At 48.2% G+C, this 25,445-nt stretch carries 24 protein-coding genes and 1 pseudogene; 9 read left to right on the top strand and 16 right to left on the bottom strand.

All coding sequences use genetic code 11. The annotated features are described in order from the left end of the window. Positions 1-76 precede the first annotated feature (76 nt). The 9 genes and pseudogenes from mnmA (at position 77) to D0S45_01480 (ending at position 9,229) form a co-directional block, all read left to right on the top strand. Positions 77-1,159: a tRNA 2-thiouridine(34) synthase MnmA gene (gene mnmA, locus D0S45_01520; GenBank protein TIH20045.1), complete on the top strand. Its 1,083-nt coding sequence runs from the start codon at positions 77-79 to the stop codon at positions 1,157-1,159. A gap of 441 nt (positions 1,160-1,600) precedes the next feature. Continuing rightward, the gene (gene pssA, locus D0S45_01515; protein TIH20044.1) at positions 1,601-2,368 is read left to right on the top strand and encodes a CDP-diacylglycerol--serine O-phosphatidyltransferase; all 768 of its coding nucleotides are present in this window, start codon (positions 1,601-1,603) and stop codon (positions 2,366-2,368) included. A gap of 172 nt (positions 2,369-2,540) precedes the next feature. Next, a complete protein-coding gene (locus D0S45_01510; protein TIH20043.1) occupies positions 2,541-4,088 on the top strand; it encodes a 2-isopropylmalate synthase in 1,548 nt (515 codons plus the stop codon). Further along, positions 4,081-5,340, top strand: a complete 1,260-nt coding sequence (gene leuC, locus D0S45_01505; GenBank protein TIH20042.1) for a 3-isopropylmalate dehydratase large subunit — start codon at positions 4,081-4,083, stop codon at positions 5,338-5,340. The genes D0S45_01510 and leuC overlap by 8 nt, the downstream gene beginning before the upstream one ends. A 244-nt stretch (positions 5,341-5,584) precedes the next feature. Then, the gene (locus D0S45_01500; protein TIH20041.1) at positions 5,585-6,079 is read left to right on the top strand and encodes a 3-isopropylmalate dehydratase small subunit; all 495 of its coding nucleotides are present in this window, start codon (positions 5,585-5,587) and stop codon (positions 6,077-6,079) included. A 185-nt stretch (positions 6,080-6,264) separates the two neighbouring features. After that, the gene (gene leuB / locus D0S45_01495; protein ID TIH20040.1) at positions 6,265-7,332 is read left to right on the top strand and encodes a 3-isopropylmalate dehydrogenase; all 1,068 of its coding nucleotides are present in this window, start codon (positions 6,265-6,267) and stop codon (positions 7,330-7,332) included. Positions 7,333-7,585: 253 nt separating this feature from the next. Beyond that, positions 7,586-8,149 carry an N-acetyltransferase gene (locus D0S45_01490; protein ID TIH20039.1) on the top strand — a complete coding sequence of 188 codons (564 nt, stop codon included), beginning with the start codon at positions 7,586-7,588 and terminating at the stop codon, positions 8,147-8,149. A gap of 589 nt (positions 8,150-8,738) precedes the next feature. Further along, positions 8,739-8,837 (top strand): annotated as a pseudogene (locus tag D0S45_01485) (dinitrogenase iron-molybdenum cofactor biosynthesis protein). 14 nt (positions 8,838-8,851) lie between these two features. Then, entirely contained in the window at positions 8,852-9,229 is a 378-nt protein-coding gene (locus D0S45_01480; GenBank protein TIH20038.1) for a CGGC domain-containing protein, read from the top strand. 241 nt (positions 9,230-9,470) lie between these two features. Here the strand turns inward: D0S45_01480 and D0S45_01475 are convergent, their stop codons facing one another. The 16 genes from D0S45_01475 to D0S45_01400 form a co-directional block, all read right to left on the bottom strand. Then, complete coding sequence (locus tag D0S45_01475; protein TIH20037.1) at positions 9,471-10,349, bottom strand: 4-hydroxy-tetrahydrodipicolinate synthase; 879 nt, start codon at positions 10,347-10,349, stop codon at positions 9,471-9,473. Between the two features lie 22 nt (positions 10,350-10,371). Beyond that, entirely contained in the window at positions 10,372-11,103 is a 732-nt protein-coding gene (locus tag D0S45_01470; GenBank protein TIH20036.1) for a hypothetical protein, read from the bottom strand. A gap of 155 nt (positions 11,104-11,258) precedes the next feature. Further along, positions 11,259-11,534, bottom strand: a complete 276-nt coding sequence (locus tag D0S45_01465; protein TIH20035.1) for an integration host factor subunit beta — start codon at positions 11,532-11,534, stop codon at positions 11,259-11,261. A 93-nt stretch (positions 11,535-11,627) separates the two neighbouring features. After that, a complete protein-coding gene (locus D0S45_01460; protein TIH20034.1) occupies positions 11,628-12,452 on the bottom strand; it encodes a MinD/ParA family protein in 825 nt (274 codons plus the stop codon). Between the two features lie 15 nt (positions 12,453-12,467). Next, positions 12,468-13,319 carry a GGDEF domain-containing protein gene (locus D0S45_01455; GenBank protein TIH20033.1) on the bottom strand — a complete coding sequence of 284 codons (852 nt, stop codon included), beginning with the start codon at positions 13,317-13,319 and terminating at the stop codon, positions 12,468-12,470. Next, positions 13,309-14,376 (bottom strand): peptide chain release factor 2, encoded by a 1,068-nt coding sequence (locus D0S45_01450; protein TIH20032.1) that lies wholly within the window; start codon positions 14,374-14,376, stop codon positions 13,309-13,311. Before D0S45_01450 ends, D0S45_01455 begins: the two co-directional genes overlap by 11 nt. A gap of 69 nt (positions 14,377-14,445) precedes the next feature. Then, positions 14,446-15,972, bottom strand: a complete 1,527-nt coding sequence (gene lnt, locus D0S45_01445) for an apolipoprotein N-acyltransferase (GenBank protein ID TIH20031.1) — start codon at positions 15,970-15,972, stop codon at positions 14,446-14,448. Between the two features lies 1 nt (position 15,973). Then, entirely contained in the window at positions 15,974-16,792 is an 819-nt protein-coding gene (locus D0S45_01440; GenBank protein TIH20030.1) for an HlyC/CorC family transporter, read from the bottom strand. Positions 16,793-17,022: 230 nt separating this feature from the next. Then, positions 17,023-18,057: a hypothetical protein gene (locus D0S45_01435; GenBank protein TIH20029.1), complete on the bottom strand. Its 1,035-nt coding sequence runs from the start codon at positions 18,055-18,057 to the stop codon at positions 17,023-17,025. A gap of 97 nt (positions 18,058-18,154) precedes the next feature. After that, a complete protein-coding gene (mnmG, locus tag D0S45_01430) occupies positions 18,155-20,038 on the bottom strand; it encodes a tRNA uridine-5-carboxymethylaminomethyl(34) synthesis enzyme MnmG (protein TIH20028.1) in 1,884 nt (627 codons plus the stop codon). A gap of 18 nt (positions 20,039-20,056) precedes the next feature. Then, entirely contained in the window at positions 20,057-21,277 is a 1,221-nt protein-coding gene (locus D0S45_01425; protein ID TIH20027.1) for a M20 family metallo-hydrolase, read from the bottom strand. Positions 21,278-21,542: 265 nt separating this feature from the next. Continuing rightward, entirely contained in the window at positions 21,543-21,833 is a 291-nt protein-coding gene (locus D0S45_01420; protein TIH20026.1) for a hypothetical protein, read from the bottom strand. 156 nt (positions 21,834-21,989) lie between these two features. After that, complete coding sequence (locus D0S45_01415; protein TIH20025.1) at positions 21,990-23,309, bottom strand: amidohydrolase; 1,320 nt, start codon at positions 23,307-23,309, stop codon at positions 21,990-21,992. Positions 23,310-23,441: 132 nt separating this feature from the next. Continuing rightward, positions 23,442-24,188 carry an S-methyl-5'-thioadenosine phosphorylase gene (gene mtnP, locus D0S45_01410; protein TIH20024.1) on the bottom strand — a complete coding sequence of 249 codons (747 nt, stop codon included), beginning with the start codon at positions 24,186-24,188 and terminating at the stop codon, positions 23,442-23,444. 103 nt (positions 24,189-24,291) lie between these two features. Further along, positions 24,292-24,804 (bottom strand): adenine phosphoribosyltransferase, encoded by a 513-nt coding sequence (locus D0S45_01405; protein TIH20023.1) that lies wholly within the window; start codon positions 24,802-24,804, stop codon positions 24,292-24,294. Between the two features lie 157 nt (positions 24,805-24,961). Beyond that, entirely contained in the window at positions 24,962-25,414 is a 453-nt protein-coding gene (locus D0S45_01400) for a hypothetical protein (protein TIH20022.1), read from the bottom strand. Between the last annotated feature and the right edge of the window lie 31 nt (positions 25,415-25,445).

Raw genomic sequence — 25,445 nt, 5'->3', positions numbered from 1 at the left:
TCTGTAGTTTGTAGCCGGAACGAAGTTTAACGGTTAATATGTCGTTATAAATAACTAGTAATTTGCGGAGAATGAAATGGAAACGGGGTTTAAATATCCTGAACTTAAAGATCTGACAGCCGGACGCAAGGTGGCCATGGCGGTCAGCGGCGGTGCGGACAGTCTGCTTTCACTGGTGCTGCTCAAAGAGAGCGGGGCGGATGTTATAGCTGTTCACGGTTGTTTTCTTGGAAAGGAAAAAGCACAGGTCGCTGTTGCCGGGCTGGAGAAAAGATGTGCGGAGCTGGATGTGTCTCTACATGTCTTCGATCTCACTGCCGAATTTGACCGCTTGGTGGTTGATCCGTTTGTTCAGGAGTATCTCAGAGGGAATACCCCCAATCCGTGTGCCCTTTGCAATCCTGAGATCAAGTTTGGTGTGCTTTACAAAGCAGCTCGTGAGCTTGGCGCGGAACTGCTCGGGACCGGGCATTACGTGCGTCTTGCCGAGGATGTAAATTTTGGAAAGGTGCTTGCCCGTGGTGCTGATATGGGCAAGGATCAGAGTTATTTTCTTTCCCTCGTTCCCCGTGATTCCGTTTTGAACGCGATTTTCCCCCTTGGCGGGCATAGCAAAGACCAGACTTATGCCGAGCTTGAAAAGCGTGGCGTGGAAATTCCACTTCCATCAGAGAGTCAGGAAATCTGCTTTGTCCCTGACGATGATTACCGGCAGTTCCTGATTGATCGCGAGGTGAAGCTTCCCGGCCCCGGAATAGCAGTTCTTTCCGACGGTACTAAAGTCGGCAAGCACAATGGTCTCTGGCGTTATACCCAAGGTCAGCGGCGCGGACTGGGCATAGCATGGAAGGCTCCGCTTTATGTTCTCGACAAGGATATGAGCCGTAACCTGCTTATCGTGGGGACACGTGATGAACTGGAGGCCGGAGGCTGTGTTGCGGACGATTTCAATTTTCTTGTTGATTTTGAGCGCTGGCCGGAAACTGTTTTCATCCAGACTCGCTACCGCCAGCGATCCAAGCCTGCAAGGGCGGCGCAGGATGGCAGCAATATAGAATTTGATTTTATTGAGCCGCACTCCCGGCCAACACCGGGGCAGATTGTGGCTGTATATACAGAAGAGGGGGCTGTGCTCGGAGGTGGTATCATCCGGGAATAGTCCTTCCAATCGCGGCTCCATGCGCGTTGCTTCCTAGTTGGGGATTCGAATTTGATGATCTTGTCTTCCGTGACGGTAGGTTGCGGCAGATGTATTCACTTCTGAAAGATTAATATTAAAACGAATTTCCCGCACCACTTGGACGGCTGTGGATTTTCGTTCAGTCTGGGTTAGTTTTAAATGTGCTGGGTGAGTATTCAATTAATATTTCGACAGCTCAGGTCATGCGGGACTTAGGGCACCGTAGCAGTCTGATACAAATATACAAACATTTTGCATTTCACGGGTTGACCTTTGTTTAACAGGGGAGTAGTAATGTTCCCTGAAAGCGGTAACAGTTCTGTTGCCAATCGAACATTTTGACCTGACAGGGTTAAAGTTAATTAATAATCTAATACGATTATACTGGAATTTATTTCCAAATAGGTTTAAGTAGTTTTCATGGCAAAGGAAAAAAGAATACCAAAGCACAAGGGCGTATACATTCTGCCCAACCTTCTCACCGTGACGAGCCTGTTTTGTGGGTTCCTCGCGATGAACTGGGTTGTGGAAGGTGCATACGAAATGAGTGCTGTCGCCATTCTGGTGAGCTGTCTGTTTGACGGTCTCGACGGAAAGGTGGCTCGGTTGACCGGAACCAGTAGTGAATTCGGCGTTCAGCTTGATTCATTGGCGGATGCGGTTGCCTTTGGTGTTACTCCTGCGTTCATGGTTTATCACTGGCAACTTCACCAGTTCGGAAGACTGGGTATGCTGGCAGCTTTCTTATTGATGGCTTGCGGTGTGCTTAGGCTTGCCCGTTTCAATGTTCAAGCTGGAACAACTTCCAAGGCTTATTTTATTGGTTTGCCCATCCCTGCGGCAGGCTGTACCTTGGCTACTTTGATCCTGTTTACCCCCTATCTCCCTGAGACTATTGCACTGAGTGTTCTGCCTATGTTCACTCTGGTGCTCGTATATTGCCTTGCTTTTCTTATGGTGAGTAATGTTCGCTACAATTCCTTCAAAGAATTTGGTGTATTCAAAGCTCATCCCTTCAGTTCCATGGTTACCGTTATTGCGCTCTTTACCATGGTTGCCTCCCAGCCCAAGTTTTTGGGTTTCATGATTTTTGCCGGATACATTATTTCCGGTCCTATTTATACTATTTTCATTCTATCCCGCAGAAGCAATAAGCTACTAGGAAAGTCCTCCAAAGAATTGTCATAAGCTTTTCCCGGGTAGTTCCAGAACTACATTCAGAACAAGCTTATAAGTTACAAAAATTCTTTAGGGGACGGTAAATTACTCAGTAGTTTAACCTGTTTCACTTTTTTATTCCCAAATTTTGTTATAAACTGCAAAAGGTCTTTTTTTGCAGCCTCTGTTAGGAGATAGATAAATGTCTGATAAAGTATACATTTTTGATACTACTTTGCGTGATGGCGAGCAGTCCCCCGGTGCAACCATGAATATGGCTGAGAAAATCACCATGGCCCGGCAGCTTGAAAAACTCGGTGTTGATATCATCGAAGCCGGGTTCCCCGCAGCAAGTCAGGGTGATTTTGAAGCCGTAACCGCCATTGCTAAATCCGTGGGTGATATTCAGGTTGCAGGCCTCTGCCGCGCATTGAAAGCGGATATTGACCGCGCTTTTGATGCAGTTAAGCATGCAAAAAATCCCAGAATCCATACATTTGTGGCTACTTCTGATATCCACATGAAGCACAAGTTCAATAAGGAACCGGAAGAGATTCTGGAAATGGCCCGCAAGGCTGTGCGCCACGCGGTGTCCCTGACTCCCAATGTTGAATTTTCCGCTGAAGATGCATCCCGTTCCCGTTGGGATTTCCTCGCACAGGTTGTTGAGATCGCCATTGCTGAAGGCGCAACTACCATCAATATTCCCGATACGGTAGGTTACGCCCAGCCGGATGAATTCGGTAAGTTGATCGAATACCTGCTCAAAGAAGTACCCAACAGCGATAAGGCTATCTTCAGCGTGCATTGCCATAATGATCTAGGCTTGGCTTGTGCCAACACTCTGGCCGCCATCAAGGCCGGGGCACGTCAGGCAGAAGTTACTCTTTCCGGTATTGGTGAACGTGCCGGTAACGCGGCTTTGGAAGAAGTGATCATGGCTCTGCATACCCGCAAGGACTATTACGATGTAGAAACTTCCATCCTTACCGAAGAGCTGTTCCCGTCCTGCCGCAGACTGGCAACCACCATCGGTCAGCCCATCTCGCCTTACAAGGCAATTGTCGGAGCCAACGCTTTTGCCCATGAATCAGGTATCCATCAGGACGGCATGCTCAAGAACCGTCAGACCTATGAGATTATGACCCCGGAATCCATCGGTAAGAAGGGGACTTCCATTGTTATCGGCAAGCATTCCGGCAGAAATGCACTGGGTTCCAAGCTCAATGAAATGGGTTACCAGTTGGATGATGAGCAGATTGGAAGGGTTTTCTCTGCTATTAAAGCTCTGGCGGACAAGAAAGAAGAAATTTTTGATGAGGATGTCGAAGCCCTCGTCCTGGAAGAGGCTTACCGTATTCACGATCTGTATCGGGTAAAGGAACTCTCTGTCTTTTCCGGTACTGCCGGGGTTTCTCCCCACGCTGCGATTGTGTTGGATGATTTCAGCAAGGATAAGGAAAACCCTGTAACCATGCAGGAAGTTGGTTTTGGTGACGGTCCTATCAATGCCGTGTTCTCTACCATTAACAAGATGGTTGATCGGACACCTAAACTGGAACTTTATTCCGTAAACGCGGTTACCGGCGGAACTGATGCGCAGGGTGCGGTTACGGTCCATATTACTGACAACGGTTTTAAATCAATCGGGCGCGGTTCTGACGAAGACATCATCGTCGCCAGTGCCAAAGCTTATGTCAACGCTATCAACAGGGTTGAACGCATGAAACAGGAGAAAGATAATGGGTAAAACTTTAGCTGAGAAAATTTTACAGGCTCACACCGATGAGACAGTGAACGAGCCGGGCCAGATTGTCCGCTGCAATGTTTCCATGGTACTGGCCAACGACATTACCGCCCCCCTTGCAATTAAATCTTTCAGAGCTATGGGTGCAGATCAGGTCTTTGATAAGGATAAAGTCGCCCTTGTCTGTGACCATTTCACTCCCAACAAGGACATTGATTCCGCAGAGCAGGTCAAGGTTGTCCGTGAGTTTGCTCATGAAAAGAATATCACTCATTATTATGAGGGCGGAGAAGTTGGTGTTGAGCACGCATTGCTGCCCGAGTTGGGCCTTGTCGGTCCTTCCGATATCGTAATCGGTGCCGACTCCCACACTTGTACCTACGGCGGCCTTGGTGCATTTGCTACCGGAATGGGCTCCACCGATATTGCAGGTGGTATGGCATTGGGTGAAACATGGTTCAAAGTTCCTCCGACTATCAAAGTTGAAATTGAAGGTACTCCCGGCAAGTACATTGGTGCCAAGGATTACATCCTCAACCTTATCGGAACCATCGGTGTCTCCGGCGCGCTCTACAAAGCGCTCGAATTCGGCGGTTCCGTTGTGGATAATCTTTCCATTGAAGGCCGCATGACCATTGCTAACATGGCAATCGAAGCTGGTGGTAAGGTCGGTCTGTTCCCGGTTGACGCTAAGACTCTCGAATATTGCAAGGCCGCTGGCCGTACTGGCGATGTTGCAATGCGTGCTGATGAAGGCGCAAACTACGAACGCGTGGTCAAGATTGACGTAACGGGCATGAAACCCCAGATTGCCTGCCCGCATCTGCCGGACAACGTCAAGCCCGTTGATGAAGTCAAGGACATGCAGATCCATCAGTCAGTCATCGGTTCCTGCACCAACGGTCGCATAGAAGATCTGCGCGAAGCCGCAGCAGTGCTGAAGGGTCGCAAAGCTAACAAGAATGTTCGTTTGATCGTGTTGCCCGCTACTCCGAATATCTGGAAGCAGGCTCTGCGCGAAGGTCTCATTGAAACTTTCATGGAGTCCGGAGCAATCGTCGGTCCTGCAACTTGCGGTCCCTGTCTCGGCGGTCACATGGGTATCCTCGCTGGCGGTGAAAGAGCAATCGCCACTACCAACCGTAACTTTAAGGGTCGCATGGGCAGCCTTGAGAGTGAAGTTTTCCTCTCCAGCCCCGCTGTAGCAGCAGCTTCCGCTATCACCGGAATTATTACTGATCCTGAAGCTCTGTAAGTTGATGCGCTACGTGTTTTGAAGAATGATTTGATTTTGCCTCCGGCGGCTTAATCCCTTTTGCAAAAGGGTTTGTTCCACTGTTGTTATCCCTAAGACTCGAAGCAAAGCTTCTCGCCTAAGGGCTAATGCAATAATCCCAAAACTTTTTAGTAGGGCTTCGCCGCTGGGGATGAGAGATTAAACATCTTTTATGAGTTCAAGTTTCTAGCGGGGAGTTTTAATCCTCAAGGAGAATTTATATATGTCTATTAAAGGAACAGCACATAGAGTCGGGGCGCATATTGATACTGATGCTATCATCCCGGCCCGTTTTTTGGTTACCATCGATCCTGATGAACTCGGTGCCAATTGCATGGAAGGTCTTGAAGCAGGCTGGATTAAGCGTGTTAAAAAGAACGATATCATGGTTGCCGATGAGAATTTCGGCTGTGGTTCTTCCCGTGAACATGCTCCTATTTCGCTTCTCGGTGCCGGTATTCCGGTTGTCGTAGCTAAAAGTTTCGCCCGTATTTTCTACCGTAACGGTTTCAACATGGGGCTTATTCTCCTTGAAGTCGGCGATGATTTTGAAAAGCTTGGCGATGGTGATCAGCTTGAAGTCGATGCTGATAAGGGTGAAATTAAGAACGTAACCACAGGTGAAACCATCACTTGTGCTCCGGTTCCCCCGTTCATGAAGGGTATCCTCGACTGCGGCGGACTGGTAGAATACGTAAAAGAACGTCTCTCTAAATAGAACTAATCAAGATGCAGGGCAGGTCGTAAGTTTAATACGGTCTGATTATACAAAGCGGCGAAGCCATATTGAAAAAGTTTGGGATTCTTAAACCCTTTTCAAAGGGTTTAAGGCTCCCGGCAGGGTCGCCGAAGGCATCATATCAAATATAAAGCGCGTAGCGCATTCAAATAGGAATCTAAAAAATGAAAATATGCGTAATGCCCGGTGACGGTATCGGGCCGGAAATCATGGCTCAGGGCGTCAAAGTTCTGGACGTAATCGGCGAAAAATTCGGTCACAAAATCGAGACAACTGAAGCACTCATCGGCGGCGCAGCCATCGATGCCACCGGAGTTCCGCTTCCTGACGAAACCGTCAAAGCTTGCAAAGAGTCCGATGCTGTTCTGCTCGGTGCTGTCGGTGGCCCTAAATGGGACACCATTGATCCCGCAATCCGCCCTGAAAAAGGCCTGCTCGGCATTCGTAAAGAACTTTCTCTGTTCGCCAACCTGCGTCCTGCTGCGCTGTTTTCTCAGCTCAAAGATGCCTGTTTCCTGCGTCCTGATATCGTAGAAAAGGGCATCGACATCATGGTTGTTCGTGAACTGACTGGTGGTATCTACTTTGGCGAACCGCGCGGCACAAAGGAAGAGAACGGCGAACGCATGGGTTACAACACCATGGTTTACTACGAGCACGAAGTAAAACGCATCGCCAAAGTTGCTTTCGAAGCTGCTCAGAAACGCAACAAGAAGCTTTGTTCCGTTGATAAAGCCAACGTGCTGGACGTTTCCCGTGTATGGCGTGAGATTGTCATTGAAGTTTCCGAAGATTATCCCGATGTTGAGCTTACTCACATGTACGTGGATAACGCCGCCATGCAGCTCGTGCGTGATCCTTCACAGTTCGACGTTATTGTGACTGGAAACCTGTTTGGCGACATTCTTTCTGATGAAGCGTCTGTCATCACCGGGTCTATCGGCATGCTGCCTTCCGCATCGCTTGGTGCATCCAACCCCGGTCTGTACGAGCCGATTCACGGTTCCGCACCGGACATTGCAGGCGAGAATAAGGCCAACCCGCTGGCAACTATTTTGTCCATCGCCATGATGCTGCGCTACTCTTTCAGCATGACTGAAGAAGCAGATTGCATTGAAGCCGCAGTTGAAAAGACCCTGTCCGCGGGGCTGCGTACCGGAGATATCATGGATAAGGGCGGCAAGCTCGTAGGTTGCACCGAAATGGGTGAAGCCGTTATTAAGAATTTGTAGTCGTCTCCGACGGCCAAAGGAGAGGGAAACCCTTTTGCTAACGCCAAAAAGGGTATCCCTCTCCTCTGGACTCCCCTCCCTTCCTAAAACGCGTTAGTAGGCTCCATATATATTTTCGTAGAGTTGACTTCGAAAGTAGGGCTTCTTTTTTTTAGCAGTCAGGTCTAATTGGACTTGGGCTGCTTTTTTATTTGGTAAAGAAGTCTGTGTCGAAAATTTACAGAGGCATCCCTTTTAGTATATTGATTTAAGTATGATCAGACATAGAACAGAGAGACTTATTTTGCGGGGTTGGAAACCTTCCGATTATGCCCTGCTTGCCCGGATTAATGCTGACCCGGATGTTATGCGTTATTTCCATGCGCCTCTTTCAAAAGCAGAAAGTGATGCCAATGCAGATGCAATAAATGCGTTGATTGAGGAACGGGGCTGGGGATTTTGGGCCGTGGAGGTTCCGGGTGTTGCGCCATTTATAGGGTTTGTCGGTTTGCATATTCCGATTGTTAAATTGCCTTTTTCTCCGTGCGTTGAAGTTGGCTGGCGACTCGATAAACAATTTTGGGGAAATGGATATGCCACTGAGGCCGCAAGTTTTGCTTTAAGTTATGGCTTCATGGAGCTTGATCTTGATGAAATTGTGGCTTTTACGGCTCAGTCCAATAAGCCGTCGCAAGCTGTGATGAATAGGCTTGGTATGGCTTACAATGGTGAAACTTTCGAGCATCCGTCAGTTCCCCACAATAGTTCGCTGCGTAAGCATGTTCTTTACAGGATGTCTCGGGAAGATTGGCAGGCAAAACAGTTAGGGAAGAAGTAAGCGCGATTAATTTAATTCATAAAATTTGTTGTTGCGGGAGATCTTTAAGGGATCATAAATATCCCATATTTGGGAATTAGGCTAATTTTGCGCCGGTGTTTTTTTAGGCCAATTAGCCAACTGGTTGTATCTTAAGGCGAAGTTCTGATTGGTTTCATTTATGCTTTAGTTGAAAAGAGTAATTAATATCAGAACAGGAGGCGTTATGCTTATCGCTGTAAGTGCAAATAATTCTAATGTGGACAGTCCGTTTGAACCTCGTTTCGGCAGGGCTGCTGGTTTTGTAATTTTCAATAGCGAAACTGGCGAGAGCCGTTTTGTTGATAATGCTGCTAATGCGCAGGTCGCTGGCGGTGCAGGCTTGCAGACTGCGCAGTTGCTGGCTGATCAGGGTGTGAATGTTGCTATTTCCGGTACCTTTGGCCCTAAGGCTGAACAGGCTTTGCAGGCCGGACGTATTGAAATGATCACTGCTGACTCCGGTACTGTGCGTGAACTGGCAGACAATTATGTGGCTGAATTTGGTGGTTCAGGCCAGCCCGTTGCTGACCTCAAGAGATCTCCAAACAATCTGAGCCGTTTTGGCGGTGGTTGCCGACGCATGGGCGGAACCGGCCGTGGCATGGGTATGGGCGGTGGTCGTGGCATGAGCGGTGGAGGCCGCGGTATGGGCGGCGGACAGTCTTAACTAGGAGGATCAGGATGACCAAGATAGGAATGATCCGTTGCGAAAAGAATGAAAATAAATGTCCGCTGACAAATTGCATAAAATGCCATGACCAGACCATTCAGGGCTTTAGTGAATATGATGAATGTTCGCTGGCAGGTGTTTTCACTTGCCGCTGTCCCGGTGATAATTTTACGGATATGGTCAAGATTTTAAAAGCCAAAGGTGCAGAATCCGTTCATGTAGTGACTTGTTCCTTTTCCAAAAAAGAGCAGGACGGCTGGAAGCTCGGAAATGGTTTTTGCGATGATATCGATGAGTTGGCGAGCAACGCTGCTTCAGAGGCAGGTATTCCTGTAACCAAAGGAACAGCCCATCTCCCGGAAGGATATATACCTGAGGTCTTTAAGTAAAATTATAAAACAACGCTGCGAAGCATAATAAAAAGTTTAGGAGAGTCCAGAGAACCCTTTTCAAAGGGTTTCTTACCTATAGCCGTTAGGCGGAGAGCTTCATGCACGAGTCTTACGGATATATAGAGCAGCGCTGGCCGCCGGAGGCTAAATCTTTTAATCAAAACGCGTAGCGCATCCAAATAAAGAAATCCCCGCACGGTTAACCGTGCGGGGATTTTAAATTGTATTGTAAAGCAGTCTAGATCAGGCCGCTTGCTTTGAGCTGTGCTTCAAGCTTGGCGTTGCTTTCTTCCATGAGCGGAACCAGCGGCAGTCTGAAAGATGTCTCGAATCTGCCCATCATCCCCAGTGCTGTTTTTACCGGGATGGGGTTGGTCTCAACAAACATGACTCTGTTAACTGGCTGCATTTTGAAGTGCAGTTTCTGTGCTTTTTTCATGTCTCCGGCCTTGAATGCCGCACACATGTCGGACATTGTTTTAGGCATAATGTTGGAAACAACGGAAATTACGCCGTGTCCGCCAAGGGAGAGCAGGGGCAGTACAGTGAAATCATCACCGGAAAGTACGGTGAAACCTTCAGGGCACTGCTCGATTACATCGGAAACCTGTCCGAGGTTGGCAGTTGCTTCCTTCACGCCGACTACATCAGGAACTTCATTCGCGATCATGGCGATGGTTTCGGGCAGGGCGTTTAGTCCTGTCCTGCCGGGCACATTGTAAAGGATGAAGGGCATGGAAGCCTCATCGGAAAGGGCTTTGAAATGCGCCAGCAAGCCCGCGGGAGTCGGTTTATTATAGTATGGTGTAATCTGGAGGGTGGCATCTGCGCCTGCCTGTTTAGCAAGCTTAGTCAGGTTTACGGCTTCCTTAGTATTGTTTGAACCCGCGCCAGCGATGACCGGGACACGTCCCTTGGCCTGCTCGACACAGATTCTAATAACCTTACCTTGTTCGTCATGGGTCATTGTTGCCGCTTCGCCGGTAGTACCGCAAGGTACAAGACCGTTGATTCCCTGTTCGATCTGCCACTCGATCAGTTCGCGGTATGCGTCCTGATCAATCTCCCCGTTTTTGAACGGAGTGACCAGAGCAGTGAATGCTCCTTGGAATGTCATTGTCTAAGCCTCCAAATTGATTTTACTTATCGTCCGAAATACCACTGAGCAGCTTTATGACTTCAGGCTCCTCGCGGAGTTTTTCCGTCAGGGTTTGCAAGAACCATTTTACATTTTGCCCGGAAGACCATTTAAAATCTTCATCTCTTGTGGGCCAGTCGTAAATATCGATCCTGTTAACCGCTTTTCCGGTTGGGTAGCTGCGAACCCACACAGTCTTGCCGTTTGCGGCAAGGTTGCCGGACATACCCGGTCCGTCACCGCTTCCCAGAAGAATATCTGGAGAAGCCTCGCCAATGACCGGATTGGCGAGAAATTTTTTCTCCCTGAAGTAACCCCATGAGCTCATGGCAATTACCAGATCCGCATTTTTTCTGTTCTTCTTGATCAGTGTGGCGCATTCATCAATAAGAGCATCTGGAAGATCGTCGGATCCTTTTTCAAGGTAAGGAAGAATTATTATGACCGCTTTCTTGCCATGGGCAAGAGGCTTGGTGATAATCCTTGCTTCCGTGTTGTCAAACCAGTTTTGCGGAATTCCTTTGGGGGAATTTTCCAGAAAAACCATTTCGGCAGGACTTAGAATTCCTAAATCATAATTAATGATTTGGAAAGCATCAGTCAGCGTATTTCGTTTTTTATCGGAAAATTTTTCGCCGGAGGTCGGCAGAAATTCAAATGCACCGCCCAGTATCAGGACATCATGTTTTTGTGCTGTCCGCAGATCCTGAAGATATCCGGCCCGCCGGGCCAGTCCGCCAAGGGTTTTGTTACCTCAGGTGGGGCAGGGATTGACAGTCCCGAAAGTGTTAGCGGTTGCGGCAATAGACAATAGCACATCCTTGCCAGCGTGGGCCATTGAAGTCCCCATGCTGGCAAGGATAAGAAAAACAACTATGAGAAGTCGCATTAACCGTTCAGATATTCTTTCAGCTCTTTACCGGGACGGAAAAAAGGCAGTTTTTTGGGTGTAACGTCGACAACGTCACCTGTCTTGGGGTTACGGCCGGTGTACCCTTTATATTCTTTCATCTTAAAGCTGCCGAATCCTCTGATTTCAACTCTGTCGCCGCGAACAAGCGCCTCTTTGATAGCATCAACAAATGCATCAACAATTTCGGCAGATTCATCCACGTGGAGACCTCTTTCGTCCGCAAGACTCTTGATCAGTTCGCTTTTGTTCATGTCCTCTCCCACTTCGCGTTGAGTGTGACAAGCTAGTGTTTTACCATTACTAGTACAACTATGCCGAAAAGTTACCCTTTTCGTCAAGCATAATTACTCGTCATGTGTTGGAAATTTTTTCATGACAGGTCTTTCACTGAGTCTGCCCATATTTTCCATTCTGATCTTCTGAATTTTAACCGCAATATTGAGAATATCCCGGCTGGCTTCAGATTTCGGTGCATACTTAATAAAAGGAATCTGCCGTCTTACAGCTTCTGTTACCGCTGGATCATAGCGCACATGGCCCATATTTTTCAACTTAATATTAAGAAATTTTTCGCAGGCCATATTGAGGCGTTCAAATGTCTCTCTTGCTTCTTTTTCGTTGGAAGCCTGATTTACTATTACGTTGAAATCACTGACATTGTGTTGAGAGTGAAGAACTTTTATCAAGGCGTAGCTGTCAGTCAGGGAAGTCGGTTCCGGGGTGATTACCACGATTCTCATCTGGGTCATGGCAGCAAAAGAAAGAACCGTGCCGTTAATTCCCGCGCCGAGGTCGAGCACCAGATACTGGTAGCCGCCGACAAGGTCGGTAATTTTGCTGAACAGGAGATCCTGCATATCTTCGTCCATTTCAACCAGTTCCGGTACACCGGAAGCAGCAGGAAGAATATCGAATTTTTTCCCTTTTTCAATGGGGATGACGATGTCGGAGGGTTTGGCTCCACTGGTGAGCAGGTCCTGCATATTTGTTTCCGGGGAAATGCCTAGCAGAACATCGAGGTTGGCCAGTCCGAGGTCGCAGTCCATGAGCAGCAAGCTGTTGCCCCCGGTGTTCAAGGCATAGGAAAGATTAAGGGAAAGGTTGGTTTTACCGACTCCGCCCTTACCGCTCATGATAGCAAGGCTTAAAGTTTTGTTGGCGTTGATCATGTCTTATCTTTTCCTTTAGTTACCCGTGAATAAAAATTTTTTTTCATTGGCGTGCACAAGGGTTTCCTTGGTCACTGTTTCAAAATCAAGAATGTCGGCAGAGCAAACCTGATCCTTACCGGATTTTTTGGCTTCATATAGAGCTTTGTCCGCTTTGTTGATCAGTTCGTGCATTTCGATATCCACTATCCCTTTGAAGCAGGCCATGCCTGCGGAGCAGGTTATTGAAAAAGTTTCGTTGCTGCCCGTTTTGTTAAATGTAAGCCCTCGTACTTTGTCGAGCAACCTTTCAAGAAGTTGCTTAGCTTTGACCAGCCCAACCCCGGAAAAAATGATTGCAAATTCTTCTCCGCCTATGCGGGCTACGAGGTCATAGCGGCGTGAGTTGTGAGAAAGAAGGTCCGCAAAGTCGATAAGAACTTCGTCTCCTTTCAGGTGTCCCCACGTATCATTGACTTTTTTGAAATTGTCGAGATCAAGGATGGCAAGGGTCAGCGGGGTTTTTCTCCTTCTGGTCCTTTCTATTTCCTGATCAAGAGTTCTTTCAAATACCCTGCGGTTGGAGAGACCTGTTAGCGGGTCATGTTCCGTTTTGTAGGAAAGTTCCTGCAATACAGACTGGATATGATTCAGGTGGGGAGCCATATCCTGATCAAGGGGCATGGTCATCCAGTCGTTAAGGCCGTGCCGTTCTGCAAGGATTTCCCATGCCTCAAGAGTCATTCCCGGGCAGAGGCGCATTACGGCCAGTCCTTCAGGGCACTCCTGAGAGTGGCAAACACCTTTTTCATTACAGAACTTGTCTCGCACGGAAAGCAGTTCTTCCAGAAGGCAGGCTTCATTTTCAGCGATGTACTCAGCGCTCATTTTCTCCGCCATATGCATCAAGCATGTATTTTCTGATCAGGCCGTTAAGCTCGCCGTCCAGAACCGCTTCGACATTGCCGTCTTCGGCTCCGCAGCGATGGTCCTTGACCAGTCGGTAAGGTTGCAGAGTGTATGTCCTGATCTGACTGCCGAATCCAATGGAATCTTTGGTCGCGTAGTCAGCTCTTTTGCTTTCTTCCTGCCTCTTGAGTTCCTGCTCGTAAAGCCGGGACTTGAGGACTTTCATGGCGGTTTCTTTGTTCTTCAGCTGTGATTTTTCGTTCTGACACTGAACAACAATGTTTGTGGGCAGATGGGTAATGCGTACCGCAGAGTTTGTTTTGTTGACGTGCTGCCCGCCGGGACCGCTGGCTCGGAAAACATCAAGGCGGATATCTTCATCCTTGACCTCGATCTCTATATCCTGAGTAATTTCAGGGTATACGTCAACGGATGCAAAAGATGTGTGTCGTCTGCCGGAAGCATCAAATGGTGAAATACGGATCAAGCGATGAATTCCGGCTTCACCTTTAAGGAAACCGTAAGCATAAAGTCCTTCAATGCGCAGGGTCACGCTTTTGATACCGGCTTCATCGTCGGGCTGGTAGTCGAGATAGCTTGTTTTCCAGTTTCTCTTGTCAGCCCAGCGCAAATACATACGCAGCAGCATTTCTGCCCAGTCCTGTGATTCTATACCGCCTGCGCCGGGGTGAATCTCCAGAATGGCAGTACTTTTATCTTCCGGCCCTGAAAGCAGGGCAGCCAGCTCGGTTTGTTCTACCAGCTTGGCAAGTTTTTCAACGTTTTCGGAAAGAGCTTCAAGAACTTCTTGTTCCTGATCTTCCGAGGCCATCATCAGCCATTCTTCTACGTCATCTTTTGTGGAAGAAAGGTTATCATATGAATTGACCTTTTCTTCGAGCATGGATTTTTCGCGCAGGACCGGAGTCAGTGCATCCGGTTTGTCCCATGCACCGGGTTTGCTGAGGTCATGTTCTATTTCTTCAAGTCTTTCCTTGCTTTGTGCGTGGTCAAAGACGCCCCCAGAGGGATTCATATTTATCTATACTGGTTAAAGCCTTGGATTTGAGATCTGAAAATTGAAGCATGTTCTGGTGCTATTCCTTTATATTTTAATTCCCGCCGGATTTTTGCGGCGGTTTATAATTATCCATATTGCGGCAAACAGGGTCAGTATTAATGGCGTCGTTGTGACTGCTTTGTAGTTTGCGTGATAAAAAGTTTCTCCGCTCATAAGTCCGGCTTCAGCTGCCACAGCTGCGTCAACAAAAAGTCCGGTGGCATGGCTGACCCGGCCCAGCGGATCAATACTGGCGGATATTCCGGTATTGGTACCTCTGAGCATGTAACGCCCCTGTTCCACGGCTCTCATTGTTACCAGATTGAGATGTTGCCGCGGAGCGGATGTGTCGCCGTACCATGCGTCATTGCTGATATTTATCAGTATATTGGCACCTTTTTCAACCCGTTCCTGTGCCAGTTCCGGGAAAATACCTTCATAACAAATGAGCATACCCATAGCAAGGTCTCCGCTTTGAAGCGGAGATGCGTCAGATCCGGGCAGAAAGTCTCCTGCACCCTGCACCAGCTTGCCAAGGGGCAGGAACTCCTTGAAAGGTATATATTCCCCGAAGGGAACCAGATGGGATTTGTCGTACCAGTCCATGTATCTTTTATCCGGTGAAATAAGATAGGCCCGGTTGTAGAGTGAGAAATTCCCCTTGTTGTGCAGCACATAGCCGGGTGCCCCGGTCAGAATCGGGGTTTTGGTTTCAGTTGCGAAATTAATAAGTTCCGCACGCATGATTCCGCCGTCCTGTAGATAGAAAGGCATGGCGGTTTCCGGCCAGATAACAAGATCGGTTTTGTCTATCACTTCTCTACTTAAGCGCAGATATTTTTCGAACGTTGTTTTTTTGTATTTGGCATCCCATTTCTTGGCCTGATCAATATTACCTTGAATCAGACCGATGGATGTATCCCCGGTCTTTACTAGGTTGGAAAATTGTTCCGGGTTGGTGCGCGCGCCTCCGAAGATGATGATAAGCATGACCACTGAGACAGTCCATATTTTTGCCGGATGGGATACTTTACAGCACAGGATAGCAGTTGCCACTGAAACCAGCAGGCCTGAAAGGCCGTAGGCTCCGATAATGGCCGCACCTTGAATCCATTCCGGTCTAAAAGCCAGCGCCGAAGACAGGGTCATCCACGGAAAACCGGAGAGCAGTATGCCCTGTGCTGTTTCCATGCTGGTCCAGAGCAGACCGCTGAATATGAATAGCGCAAAAGGCGGTAGTGCCCGGGCTGCATGGTGAAGGATGTAAGTGTAGCCGGCATAGTAGCAGCCGATCAGCATGGCGACTAAAATGGGGCAGGGGATGGCCAGTGCCCATGACAGTCCGCCGTAAACTCCCACGGGATATGCAATCCAGTACATACAGGCCAGAGCAGCTAACGATCCGGCAATCCAGCCCTGTTTCAGGGCCTTGCGCGGGGAATCAGCTGAAAAGGCGATCATGCCTAAAGCCAGCGGAAATGCGAGGATGGCAGCAGGGAGATGGTGCAGGGGATTGGCGTAACCAAAGCCCGCAGACAGCATTGCAATAAGAATCGGAATAGCTGGGTGCATTCTATTTACCGGTTGGCGGGTCTATGAGGATTGAAGTGATCTGTTTGGCATCACCTTCATGTACGGTGAATTTATAACCTGAAATATTGATGAATTCTCCCACATGGGGAATCCGTCCGGTCAGCTCGGAAATATAGCCGCCGATTGATTCCACGTGTTCGGAATCAAGGGTGAGGTCGAGCTTTTCAGATACTTCAGTCAGGGGAACTCTGCCGGAGATGAGAAATTTTCCGTTTTCCAATTCTTCAAAGTCTGAGGGACGGTCGGCATCATGTTCATCCGAGATGTCACCTACAATTTCTTCCAGTACATCTTCCATGGTGATCAGGCCGGATGTTCCTCCGTATTCGTCCTGAAGGATGGCCATATGAATGCGTCCTGTCCGAAATTCTTTAAGCAGGGTTTTGACTTTGACATTCTCTGAAACAAAGAAAGGCTTCCGCATAATTTCTTCAAGCGGAGTCTCGGTGTTTCCGCCAAGCAGCGGGGCGATGATATCTTTGGCGTGGATAATACCAACAATTCTGTCTTTGGTTTCCTGATAGACAGGAATACGGGAGTGTCCGTGTTCAATGATCTCCTGAGCAACATCAGCCAGACCGCCGCCTATTTCAACGCCGACCATGTCTGTGCGGGGGATCATAATTTCACTGGCTTCGGTGTCCTTTAGTTCCAGGACATTGAGCAGCATGGAAACGACTTCATCCTTGATTTCGCCGTCTTCACTTGCCTCGAGGATGTGCTCTTCAAGGGGAGGATCTGTTTTTTTAAAAATATTGACCATTTTGGCCCACAATCGGCCTTCAGAACCGTCGTCCAATTCAATTCTCCTTTTTGCGGTTGTTCCATCTATATAAGTAAATAGAAATCAGGTCTATGCTTATGTCTACGTAGTATGTGCTGTCGGTGTCAACATCCGACTGCCGATAAAGCACCCTCTGCGGCGTTGCTGCGAAAAGCACTGACTCTCACGTATGTCTAAATACGTATCGTTCCAGTACTTTTCTAGCGCCTTGCATATGGCACTTTCTCAACAGTCGGGTGAAATTGTTATTCATTACCTTCTCTGTAAAGTTCAAGGTAAAGGTTGTAGGTCCAGTCATCCATTTCCGGGCAACCGTTGTTGCCTACTTTTTCCCATTTGGGTTTTTTACTTTCTTCATCAAATCCCATAAATTGAGACTCAAATGAAAGCCCAAGTTGCGCTCTCCCTTGAGTGGGGTCAATGAATGCTCGTCTGATCTTGGTAACGAAAAGATGGCGTACGATGCCCTTGTCCCCGAAATCCACAAGGCTTAGCAGTACCAGAAAGTTCTGGCCTTTGTTAAGCTTGAACTTCGAAGCTCTTTTGGTTGTCATGTGGGTAAGCTCAAGGGAGAGTCCGCCTCCGGACATATCCGAAAGGAATACGTTGGAGTCTTTTCCACCCATGTGTCCGGGAGCATACTCGCCGTTGGTGGCGATAAATTTAAGACCAGCAGCCACACCCTGCTTGGTGTCAGGAATTATGTTCGCATAATCGTAGTGGCGTGAGGGAGGGGATACCCGTAGAAATTCCCGTTTCTGGGTCTGCTCCAGATATTCGGGCATCTCAATGGTCAGGTTGTAGTACTGTGACCCCTTGGTTTTTACTTCGGAAATGGTCGAGCTGAAATTGTAAAAAATAACCATCCCGGCTTGTTTGGCCGGAACATGGAAAAAACCTGAAACTTCACGTCCTACCCAAGACTGACCAATTTTACCGTTGGCAGGAAGTTCAAGGAGAATTTTATCCGTTATGTCATCTATGGCACAGGCTACAGTGCGTCTCTTTTCTGATTTTGAATGAAAGCTGAGATCTATCTTTGAACGGTATACCAAAGCTGTTTCAAAGATTTTATCAAGTTGATTCTTGTCTGTTATCCAGCTTGTTGGGACGACATTCAGCTTTTTTTTCAATTCCCTGTTATTGTACCAGAGCACGGCGGCAACAATAGCGATAATACAAAAGCCCACAATAATGAGCATATTGACTGTCTGCTGGGGGAGTCCTGTGTCCCCGAATCCGCGCAGGGTTTTGTATAAAAATTCCTGATCAACTGCCATCTGTTATAGCCTTCTTATAAAGTTAAAGCACTTTTTTTACTTATACTTTTTTTTTATTATTTTGAAAAGTAAATGCTTTAACCAGCAGGCATAATAATTAAATGGCCCCGATTTTTTTCAGGTGAATCTCAATTGATGAGACCGCAGCCGGGGTAATTCCGGAAATTCTGCTAGCCTGTCCAAGTGTTAAAGGGCGTACTTCCGTAAGTTTTTCAACTGCTTCGCGGGTTAGCCCTGAAACTTCAGAGTAGTTGATTTCATCAGGCAGGCTGACGGATTCCATTTTGCGGAATTTATCTACCAGCTCCTGCTGGCGGACGAGATATCCTTCGTATTTGATTTGAGTTTCCGCTTCAGTGAGAATGTCATCAGCATAATTTTCAATTTCAGGCCTGAAATGTTTCATATCTGAGATGGTGAGTTCAGGCTGGCGGAGTATAGCTGAAAGGGTGACTGATTTATTGGGAGCTGTGCCGCCGATCTCCGTAATTATCTCACGGGTGGGCTGGTCCGGCTTAATGCGGGTGGAATTCATCAGCTCCACAACTTCATCAAGCCCTTTCTTTTTGGCAGAGTACAGTGCCCAGTGGTCATCTTTTACCAGTCCTAGCTTATGGCCTATTTCAGTAAGGCGCAGGTCGGCGTTACCTTCGCGAAGCAGCAGTCTGTATTCCGCGCGGGAAGTGAACATGCGGTAAGGCTCCTGAGTCCCTTTGGTGACAAGATCGTCCACCAGCACGGCAATGTAGGCCTGATCGCGGGAAAGCAGGAACGGATCGCGTCCGGTCAGTTTGCAGAAAGCGTTACAGGCAGCCCAAAGCCCCTGTGCCGCAGCCTCTTCGTAACCGGAAGTACCATTGATCTGGCCTGCCAGATAGAGTCCGGGCAGAACCTTGGTCTCAAGGGTCGGTAATAGCTGGGTGGGCGGAACAAAATCATATTCAATGGCGTAACCCGGACGGACAATCTGGGCTTGTTCCAGACCTACTATGGAATGGATCATACGTTTTTGCACATCCAGCGGAAGGCTGGTGGGGATACCGCTGGGGTAGACTTCAGGACTTTCGTAACCTTCCGGCTCAAGAAAAATCTGGTGGCGGTCCTTTTCCGGGAATCGTGCAACTTTGTCTTCAATGGAAGGGCAGTAGCGCGCTCCGGTTCCCTTGATCACTCCTGTGAACATGGGCGAACGTTCAAAACCGCTACGGATGGCCTCATGGGCCTTTTCATTAGTATAAGTGATGTGACAGGAAACCTGCGGCAGGTTGATTTCCGTGGTCCGAAAACTGAAAGGTTGCGGCGGATTGTCACCGTATTGCTCTTCCAGCTTATCGTAATCAATGGAGTCTTTCAGCAGACGGGGAGTGGTTCCTGTTTTGAGTCTGCCGAGGGTCAGACCTGCTTCTTCGAGACTTTTGGACATGCCCACGGATGCTGGATCACCCATGCGTCCGCCGCTGAAATTTTCCAGCCCGATATGAATCAGCCCTTGCAGGAAAGTACCGGTGGTCAGCATTACTGAACGGGAATGGAATTTTTCTCCGATTCCGGTAACAACGCCCGCGGCTTTGCCGTCTTCAATGATCAGAGATTCAGCAATATCCTGCCGGACCCAGAGGTTCTCCTGTGAAAAAATATCCTTCTGGACCACGCGCATGTATTCATTGCGGTCCATCTGGGCGCGGCTGGCGCGAACAGCCGGACCTTTGCGAGTATTTAAGATACGGAATTGGATTCCGGCCTTATCGGACCAGAGCCCCATGTAGCCGCCCAGCGCATCAATTTCTTTGACCATGTGCCCCTTGGCAAGCCCGCCGATAGCAGGGTTGCAAGAGAGGTGACCGATGCGGTCCACATTGATGGTCAAAAGCAGGGTCTTCAAGCCAAGGTTGGCGGCAGCCATGGCGGCTTCGCAGCCTGCATGGCCCGCACCTGCAACAATAAGGTCAAATTTTTCCGGCGGAGGTGATTTTTTGATCATGATATTAATTAAATCTTCTTAAAATGGCAGAAGCGCCATTACTTTTGCATCATTGAGCGTATTGCTGATGGACCCTTTTTCATTGGGCTGGTGGGCCTGATGCAGCAGGGTGGACCAGACTACGGTCTGGTATCCGCGTTCGCGCAGATGTGCGGCAACAGTTCCGCCGCCGATTCCGCCGGGTCTTGCGTCTACGTCGTAAACTTCCTTAACCGCGAAAACAACTTTTTCCACGATCTCGGAATCCACCGGGGTGGGCGGGGCAGCCTGACTTTTGCTATCAATATCCACGGTGATTTTTACACCATATTCTTCGGCAACGTAAAGAGCCATGCCTTTAACCTGATCAATTACTTCCTGAAGGTCGTAACTGGGCAGTACTCGGCAGTCGATGTAGAAGACATCCTTGCCCGGAATTGTGTTGATGTTTTCTACGTTGGCTTCTTTCTTGGTCGGTTCGAAAGTGGAATAAGGGGGAGAGAAAAGTTCGTCTTCTTCGTCAAAATGAAACTTCAGTTCCGGAACTTCCATGATCATGGCTGCGGCAGCAACAAGGGAGTTTACGCCTTGTTCAGGAGTGGATGCGTGACACTGTTTGCCTTCCACGGTGATCTTGAACCAGACTGAAGACTTTTCCGCAATTTCAACCATGGATGAATCAGGCTCTCCTGAATCAGGCACGAGGAAAAGGTCGTTCTTTTTGAACATATCCTCATGTTCTTTGACCATGTATTCGAGTCCATAGTGGGAACCGGTTTCTTCGTCAGCCACAAAAATGAGGCCGACATTGATGCCCGGTGTCATGCCGGAATCCATCAGGGCTTTGACAGCCAATACTGAGCTAACCAGTCCCTGATGATTATCTTCTACTCCGCGACCGTAGAGGGCATCCCCGTCCTGTACCATTTTGAAAGGATCAGTTTCCCAGAGGCTGAGATCACCCACCGGAACAACGTCCATATGGGAGATGATCCACAATGTTCTGGAACTGTCCTGACCGGGGATTTTGGTAACCAGATTAGGTCTGTAACCGCACTCAACCCTGTCATCCGGCGCATTGTATGATTTGACTTCACCAAAACCGTTCTCTGTGAGGTATTCGGTCAGGAAGTCCGCTTTTGCTTTTTCCCCGGTACCGTTGTTGGTGGGACCGATGGCGGGAATGGCAACCAGCTTTGCGTGGAGGTCGAGAGCTGCGTCTTTCATATCATCAATTTTTGAAAGAAGCTGAGTGGGCATTGGTGTTTCTCCGGTTATGGATCAGATACAGGTTTAAGAAAAAAAATGTATTCCAGCGTACCAAAGAGAAGAGCCGGAACAAGTCCGGCTCCCATGATACACAAAATGAATCAGTTGAAAAACACTCATTACAAGTGTTTTTCAGGTAATATGCAGTTAACGACTTGCCTGAAAAGACAGTGTTCGCTTGAAACTGGCATCGTGATCGCAAAATGAAAACATTTTACGAATAAAATTAATATGTATTAATTTTAATGATGCTGTACTAGCGACCGCGCGCAGCACGCTTGGATGCTTTAAGCGGGTTAACTTTAACTTTACCTTCTTTGTCAACACCGGCACGCACGTGGGTGGCGAAGTTGCATACGCTGTGAGACCACTTTTTAGTGGGCTGAGCGTAGCTGGGACAGTATTTGGAGCCTTCGAAATCAACTGCGCGTTCACAACCGTCACATTTTTCAACAACGGTTTCGAGAATTACGCCTTTGTAAGAAAGACCTTCAGCAGTCATTTCTGCACCTTCGAGTGCGTGTACTCTTGCATTCTTTTTAGCCATGTAGCGCCTCCTGTTTGGCAAGTCGCTTGCGAACAAGCGTTGTTTTTTATCTAAAAATATCTTTACTTGGAAAAGCACAAATGCATATGCAGTCTTCCCCTATGTTGTCAAGGAAAAAACATCTTCAGGATCTCAAGAAATATCCGATCCGTGACCTCAGATCCGTTTTAAGGCCCATTCTACGGCCTTTTCCGCTTCCCGGGAAATAGTTTCAACATCAACAGTGAAAAAATCTCCATCACGATAAAGGACCTTCCCATCGCAGACCGTCAGGCAGACATCTTGTCCCCCGGCGGAGTAAATTACGTGCGAGAGGGGGTTGTATACAGGCTTAAGGTGCATCTTGTCCATATCTATAGCGACGATGTCTGCTTTCTGGCTTGATTTAATTGTTCCGGTGTCCATAAATCCCAGAAAATCTGCCCCGGACAGGGTCGCCATATCGAGAACTGTCTGTGCGGGCATGGCTTCCGGGTCTTGCAGAAAACCTTTCTGGAGCATGGCAGCGGTACGCATCTCGTCAAACATGTCCAAGTTGTTATTGCTGGCTGCTCCGTCTGTGCCCAAACCGGCGTTAACTCCGGCATCAAGGAACTTGGTGAGCGGGCAGATGCCTGACCCTAGCTTCAGATTAGATTGAGGATTATGGGCGATCATGGTGCCGGCATCCTTTATCCATTCTATCTCTTCGTCAGTCACGTCTACACAGTGATGCAAACGGGTGCGCTCGCGCAATAACCCATAGTCCTTCAGAATCTCAATAGGGCGTTTTCCGAAAGTTTCGAGAGTGAGTTTCGTTTCAGGCACGGATTCGGCCGCATGAATCTGCCAGAGCAGATCCAGCCGTTCAGCAAGTTTCATACTTTCGGCTAACTGATCCGGGTCGGTAGTGAAAATTGCATGGGGTGTAACAGAAGTTTTTATCCGCTCGTGCCCTGCGAATTTGTTATGCAACGCTTCAATTGTATCCCACGCATTTTGCGCGGTTTCGAAAAACGGTGATGGAAATTTAAAAAAACCTTCCCCGAGCACTGCTTTTAAGCCGATTTCATCAACCGCTTTGCCGACCACATCTTCATACATATAACCGTCAAGAAATGCAGTGGTTCCGCTGGCGAGCATCTCCGCACAGCCGAGCCTTGCTCCCAGTTCCACCAGATCTTTAGTCAGCCCGGATTCAATGGGAAACATATAATTATGCAGCCAGTCCAATAGGGGCAGATCATCCGCCACACCGCGCATAAGAGTCATGGGCACGTGGGTATGCGAATTGATTAAGCCGGGCAGGACGACGGATTTACCGCAATCTACGGTTTCATCAGCAATCCAGTTTTGCTCAATCTCAGAACATTTACCAACAGCAGAAATCATTTTCCCGCTGACGGCAATTGCTCCATCTTTAATTAGATCACGCTCCTCATTCTGGGTAAGAATGTAAGAGCCCTTAATGATTAAATCGCATTTACTCGGCTGCATAAAAAATATCCCGCACAACTTTCCGTCAATAACGGCGAAGCCAGAATAAAAGTTTTTGGGATTCTTAAACCCTTTTTACAAAAAGGGTTTAAGCCCCCGGAGGGACCGTCGGTAGACCCGCCGGAGGCATCATTAAATCTTTTCAATAGTCTTGATCAGCATGGAAGTTACATTCTCGGCATTGGCTTTAAAAATAGCGAGAATATCATCCCATGTGACAGGTGCTTCGTCGGTTTTCCAACAATCGTAGTCTGTGGACATGGCTACAGCGGCGTAAGGGATGCCTGCCTCGTTGGCGAGGATAGCTTCGGGCGCGGTTGACATGTTTATGATGTCCGCTGCCCATGCGCGAAACATGTGCGATTCGGCGCGGGTGGAAAAACGCGGCCCTTCGATGGTGACTACAGTCCCTTTTTCATGGACCGTAACGCCAAGTTCATTGCAGGCTTCGGTCATCTTTGCACGCAATCCGGCATCAAAAGGTTCAGCCATGGGTGTGTGGGCCGGGGCGTGCGGTTCAAAGCTTTCGAAAAATGTAAGCTCACGCTTGCGGGTGAAATCGATGAACTGGTCGATGATGACCAAATGTCCGCGGTCTATCTCTTCCCGCAGTGATCCTACTGCTGTGGTAGCGAGAATACAGTCACAGCCAAGATCTTTAAGTGCCTGAATATTGGCCCGATTGTTCACGTAGGTCGGAGGTATAGTATGCTCGCGTCCGTGACGGCCGATGATGTGCACTTCTTTTCCGGCGATAGTTCCGGATTTAATAGGCGAGCTGGGGGAACCCCATTTGTTGGAAACTTCCGAATCCTTTGCGCCTTTCAGAATATCGGGATTGTCCAGACCGCTGCCGCCGATGATGCCGATTACTGCCATGATTGTTTCTTTCCTTATCTGCAAAGGTGAAAAAAAGAAAAACTCCTGCCGGGATCACTGATTTGTAATCCGTGATCTGGGACAGGAGTTTGAAATATCCTGATTAAAGCTGGATGAGGCTGGTAGTTTCGATTCCGCTCAGCTTGCTTTTTCCGTTAAGAAAACCAAGCTCGGCGATGAAGCCCATTGCGGAAACGTTTCCGCCTGCTTTTTCAACCAGTTTGACCATCCCTTCTGCTGTTCCGCCAGTGGCAAGAACATCGTCGATGAGCAGAACATTTTCGTCCTTGGCAACTGCATCCACGTGCATGCTCAGATTGTCGGTGCCGTATTCAAGGTCGTAGCTTACGGAAATGGTTTCGTAGGGCAGCTTGCCGGGCTTGCGGATGGGCACGAAGCCGATGTCAAGCTTGGTGGCCAGCGGTGCTCCGAAAATGAAGCCGCGTGCTTCAGCTGCTGCGATCTTGTCTATTTTGTAATCAGCAAAGCGTTCAGCCAGCTGATCAATAGTATATTGAAATGCTTTGGGGGCAGCCAGAAGCGGGGTGATGTCAAAGTATACGATACCTTCTTTGGGGAAATCGGGTATATCGCGGATGTAATCCCTCAGATTCATGAAATTCCTCCATACGGATGTATTTTATGAGTCTGACTTAAAATCTTTCGGGGCTGTTGTCAAAGTTCGTAGAGAAATTATGCTGAAAAACAAAAAAAGCTGTAATCTACGTATGAGTTCATACGTAGATTACAGCCATATTTTTATGGGAATTTTGTTAGGTCAAGGAACTGCTCATGCCGTTAGCACGGGTTCCACCGCCGGAGCTGGCTCCTTCGGCTTTGTTTTTCTGTGTTTGTAATTCAGTTAGCTGCCCCTGATATTGCATCAATTCATTTTGCTTTGCTGCAATCTGGTCCTTGTTCTTTTCAGGGTCTTTTTGCAGCTTTTCGATCTCTTCTTTGATCTTTTTTATTTGCTCTTGGAGTTTTTCAATCTGCTGGTCGATGCTTGAAGTCTCTTCAGAGCTTTTTTCAGTACCGGAAGCACCGGACTGCATGGCCGCGAGCTTCTCTTGTCCCGCCTGAGAGATGGAAACGGTGTCGCCATCTTCGCTTTTACCCATGGTGAGTCTGGTTGTTTTATTTTCCACTCCTTCGGCTGCTGCGGTCTGAGCAGTGGGAGCAGCGTAAGCCTGCTGGTCTGCGCCGATGCGAAAATCGAAACTCATATAGCTATCCTCTTTTTTAGAGTTATTTGCG

Source organism: Marinifilum sp. JC120, assembly GCA_004923195.1.
Classification (GTDB): Bacteria; Desulfobacterota; Desulfovibrionia; order Desulfovibrionales; family Desulfovibrionaceae; genus Maridesulfovibrio.
Note: the sequence above shows the minus strand (reverse complement) of the source record. Positions and strands in the feature narration are given on the sequence as shown.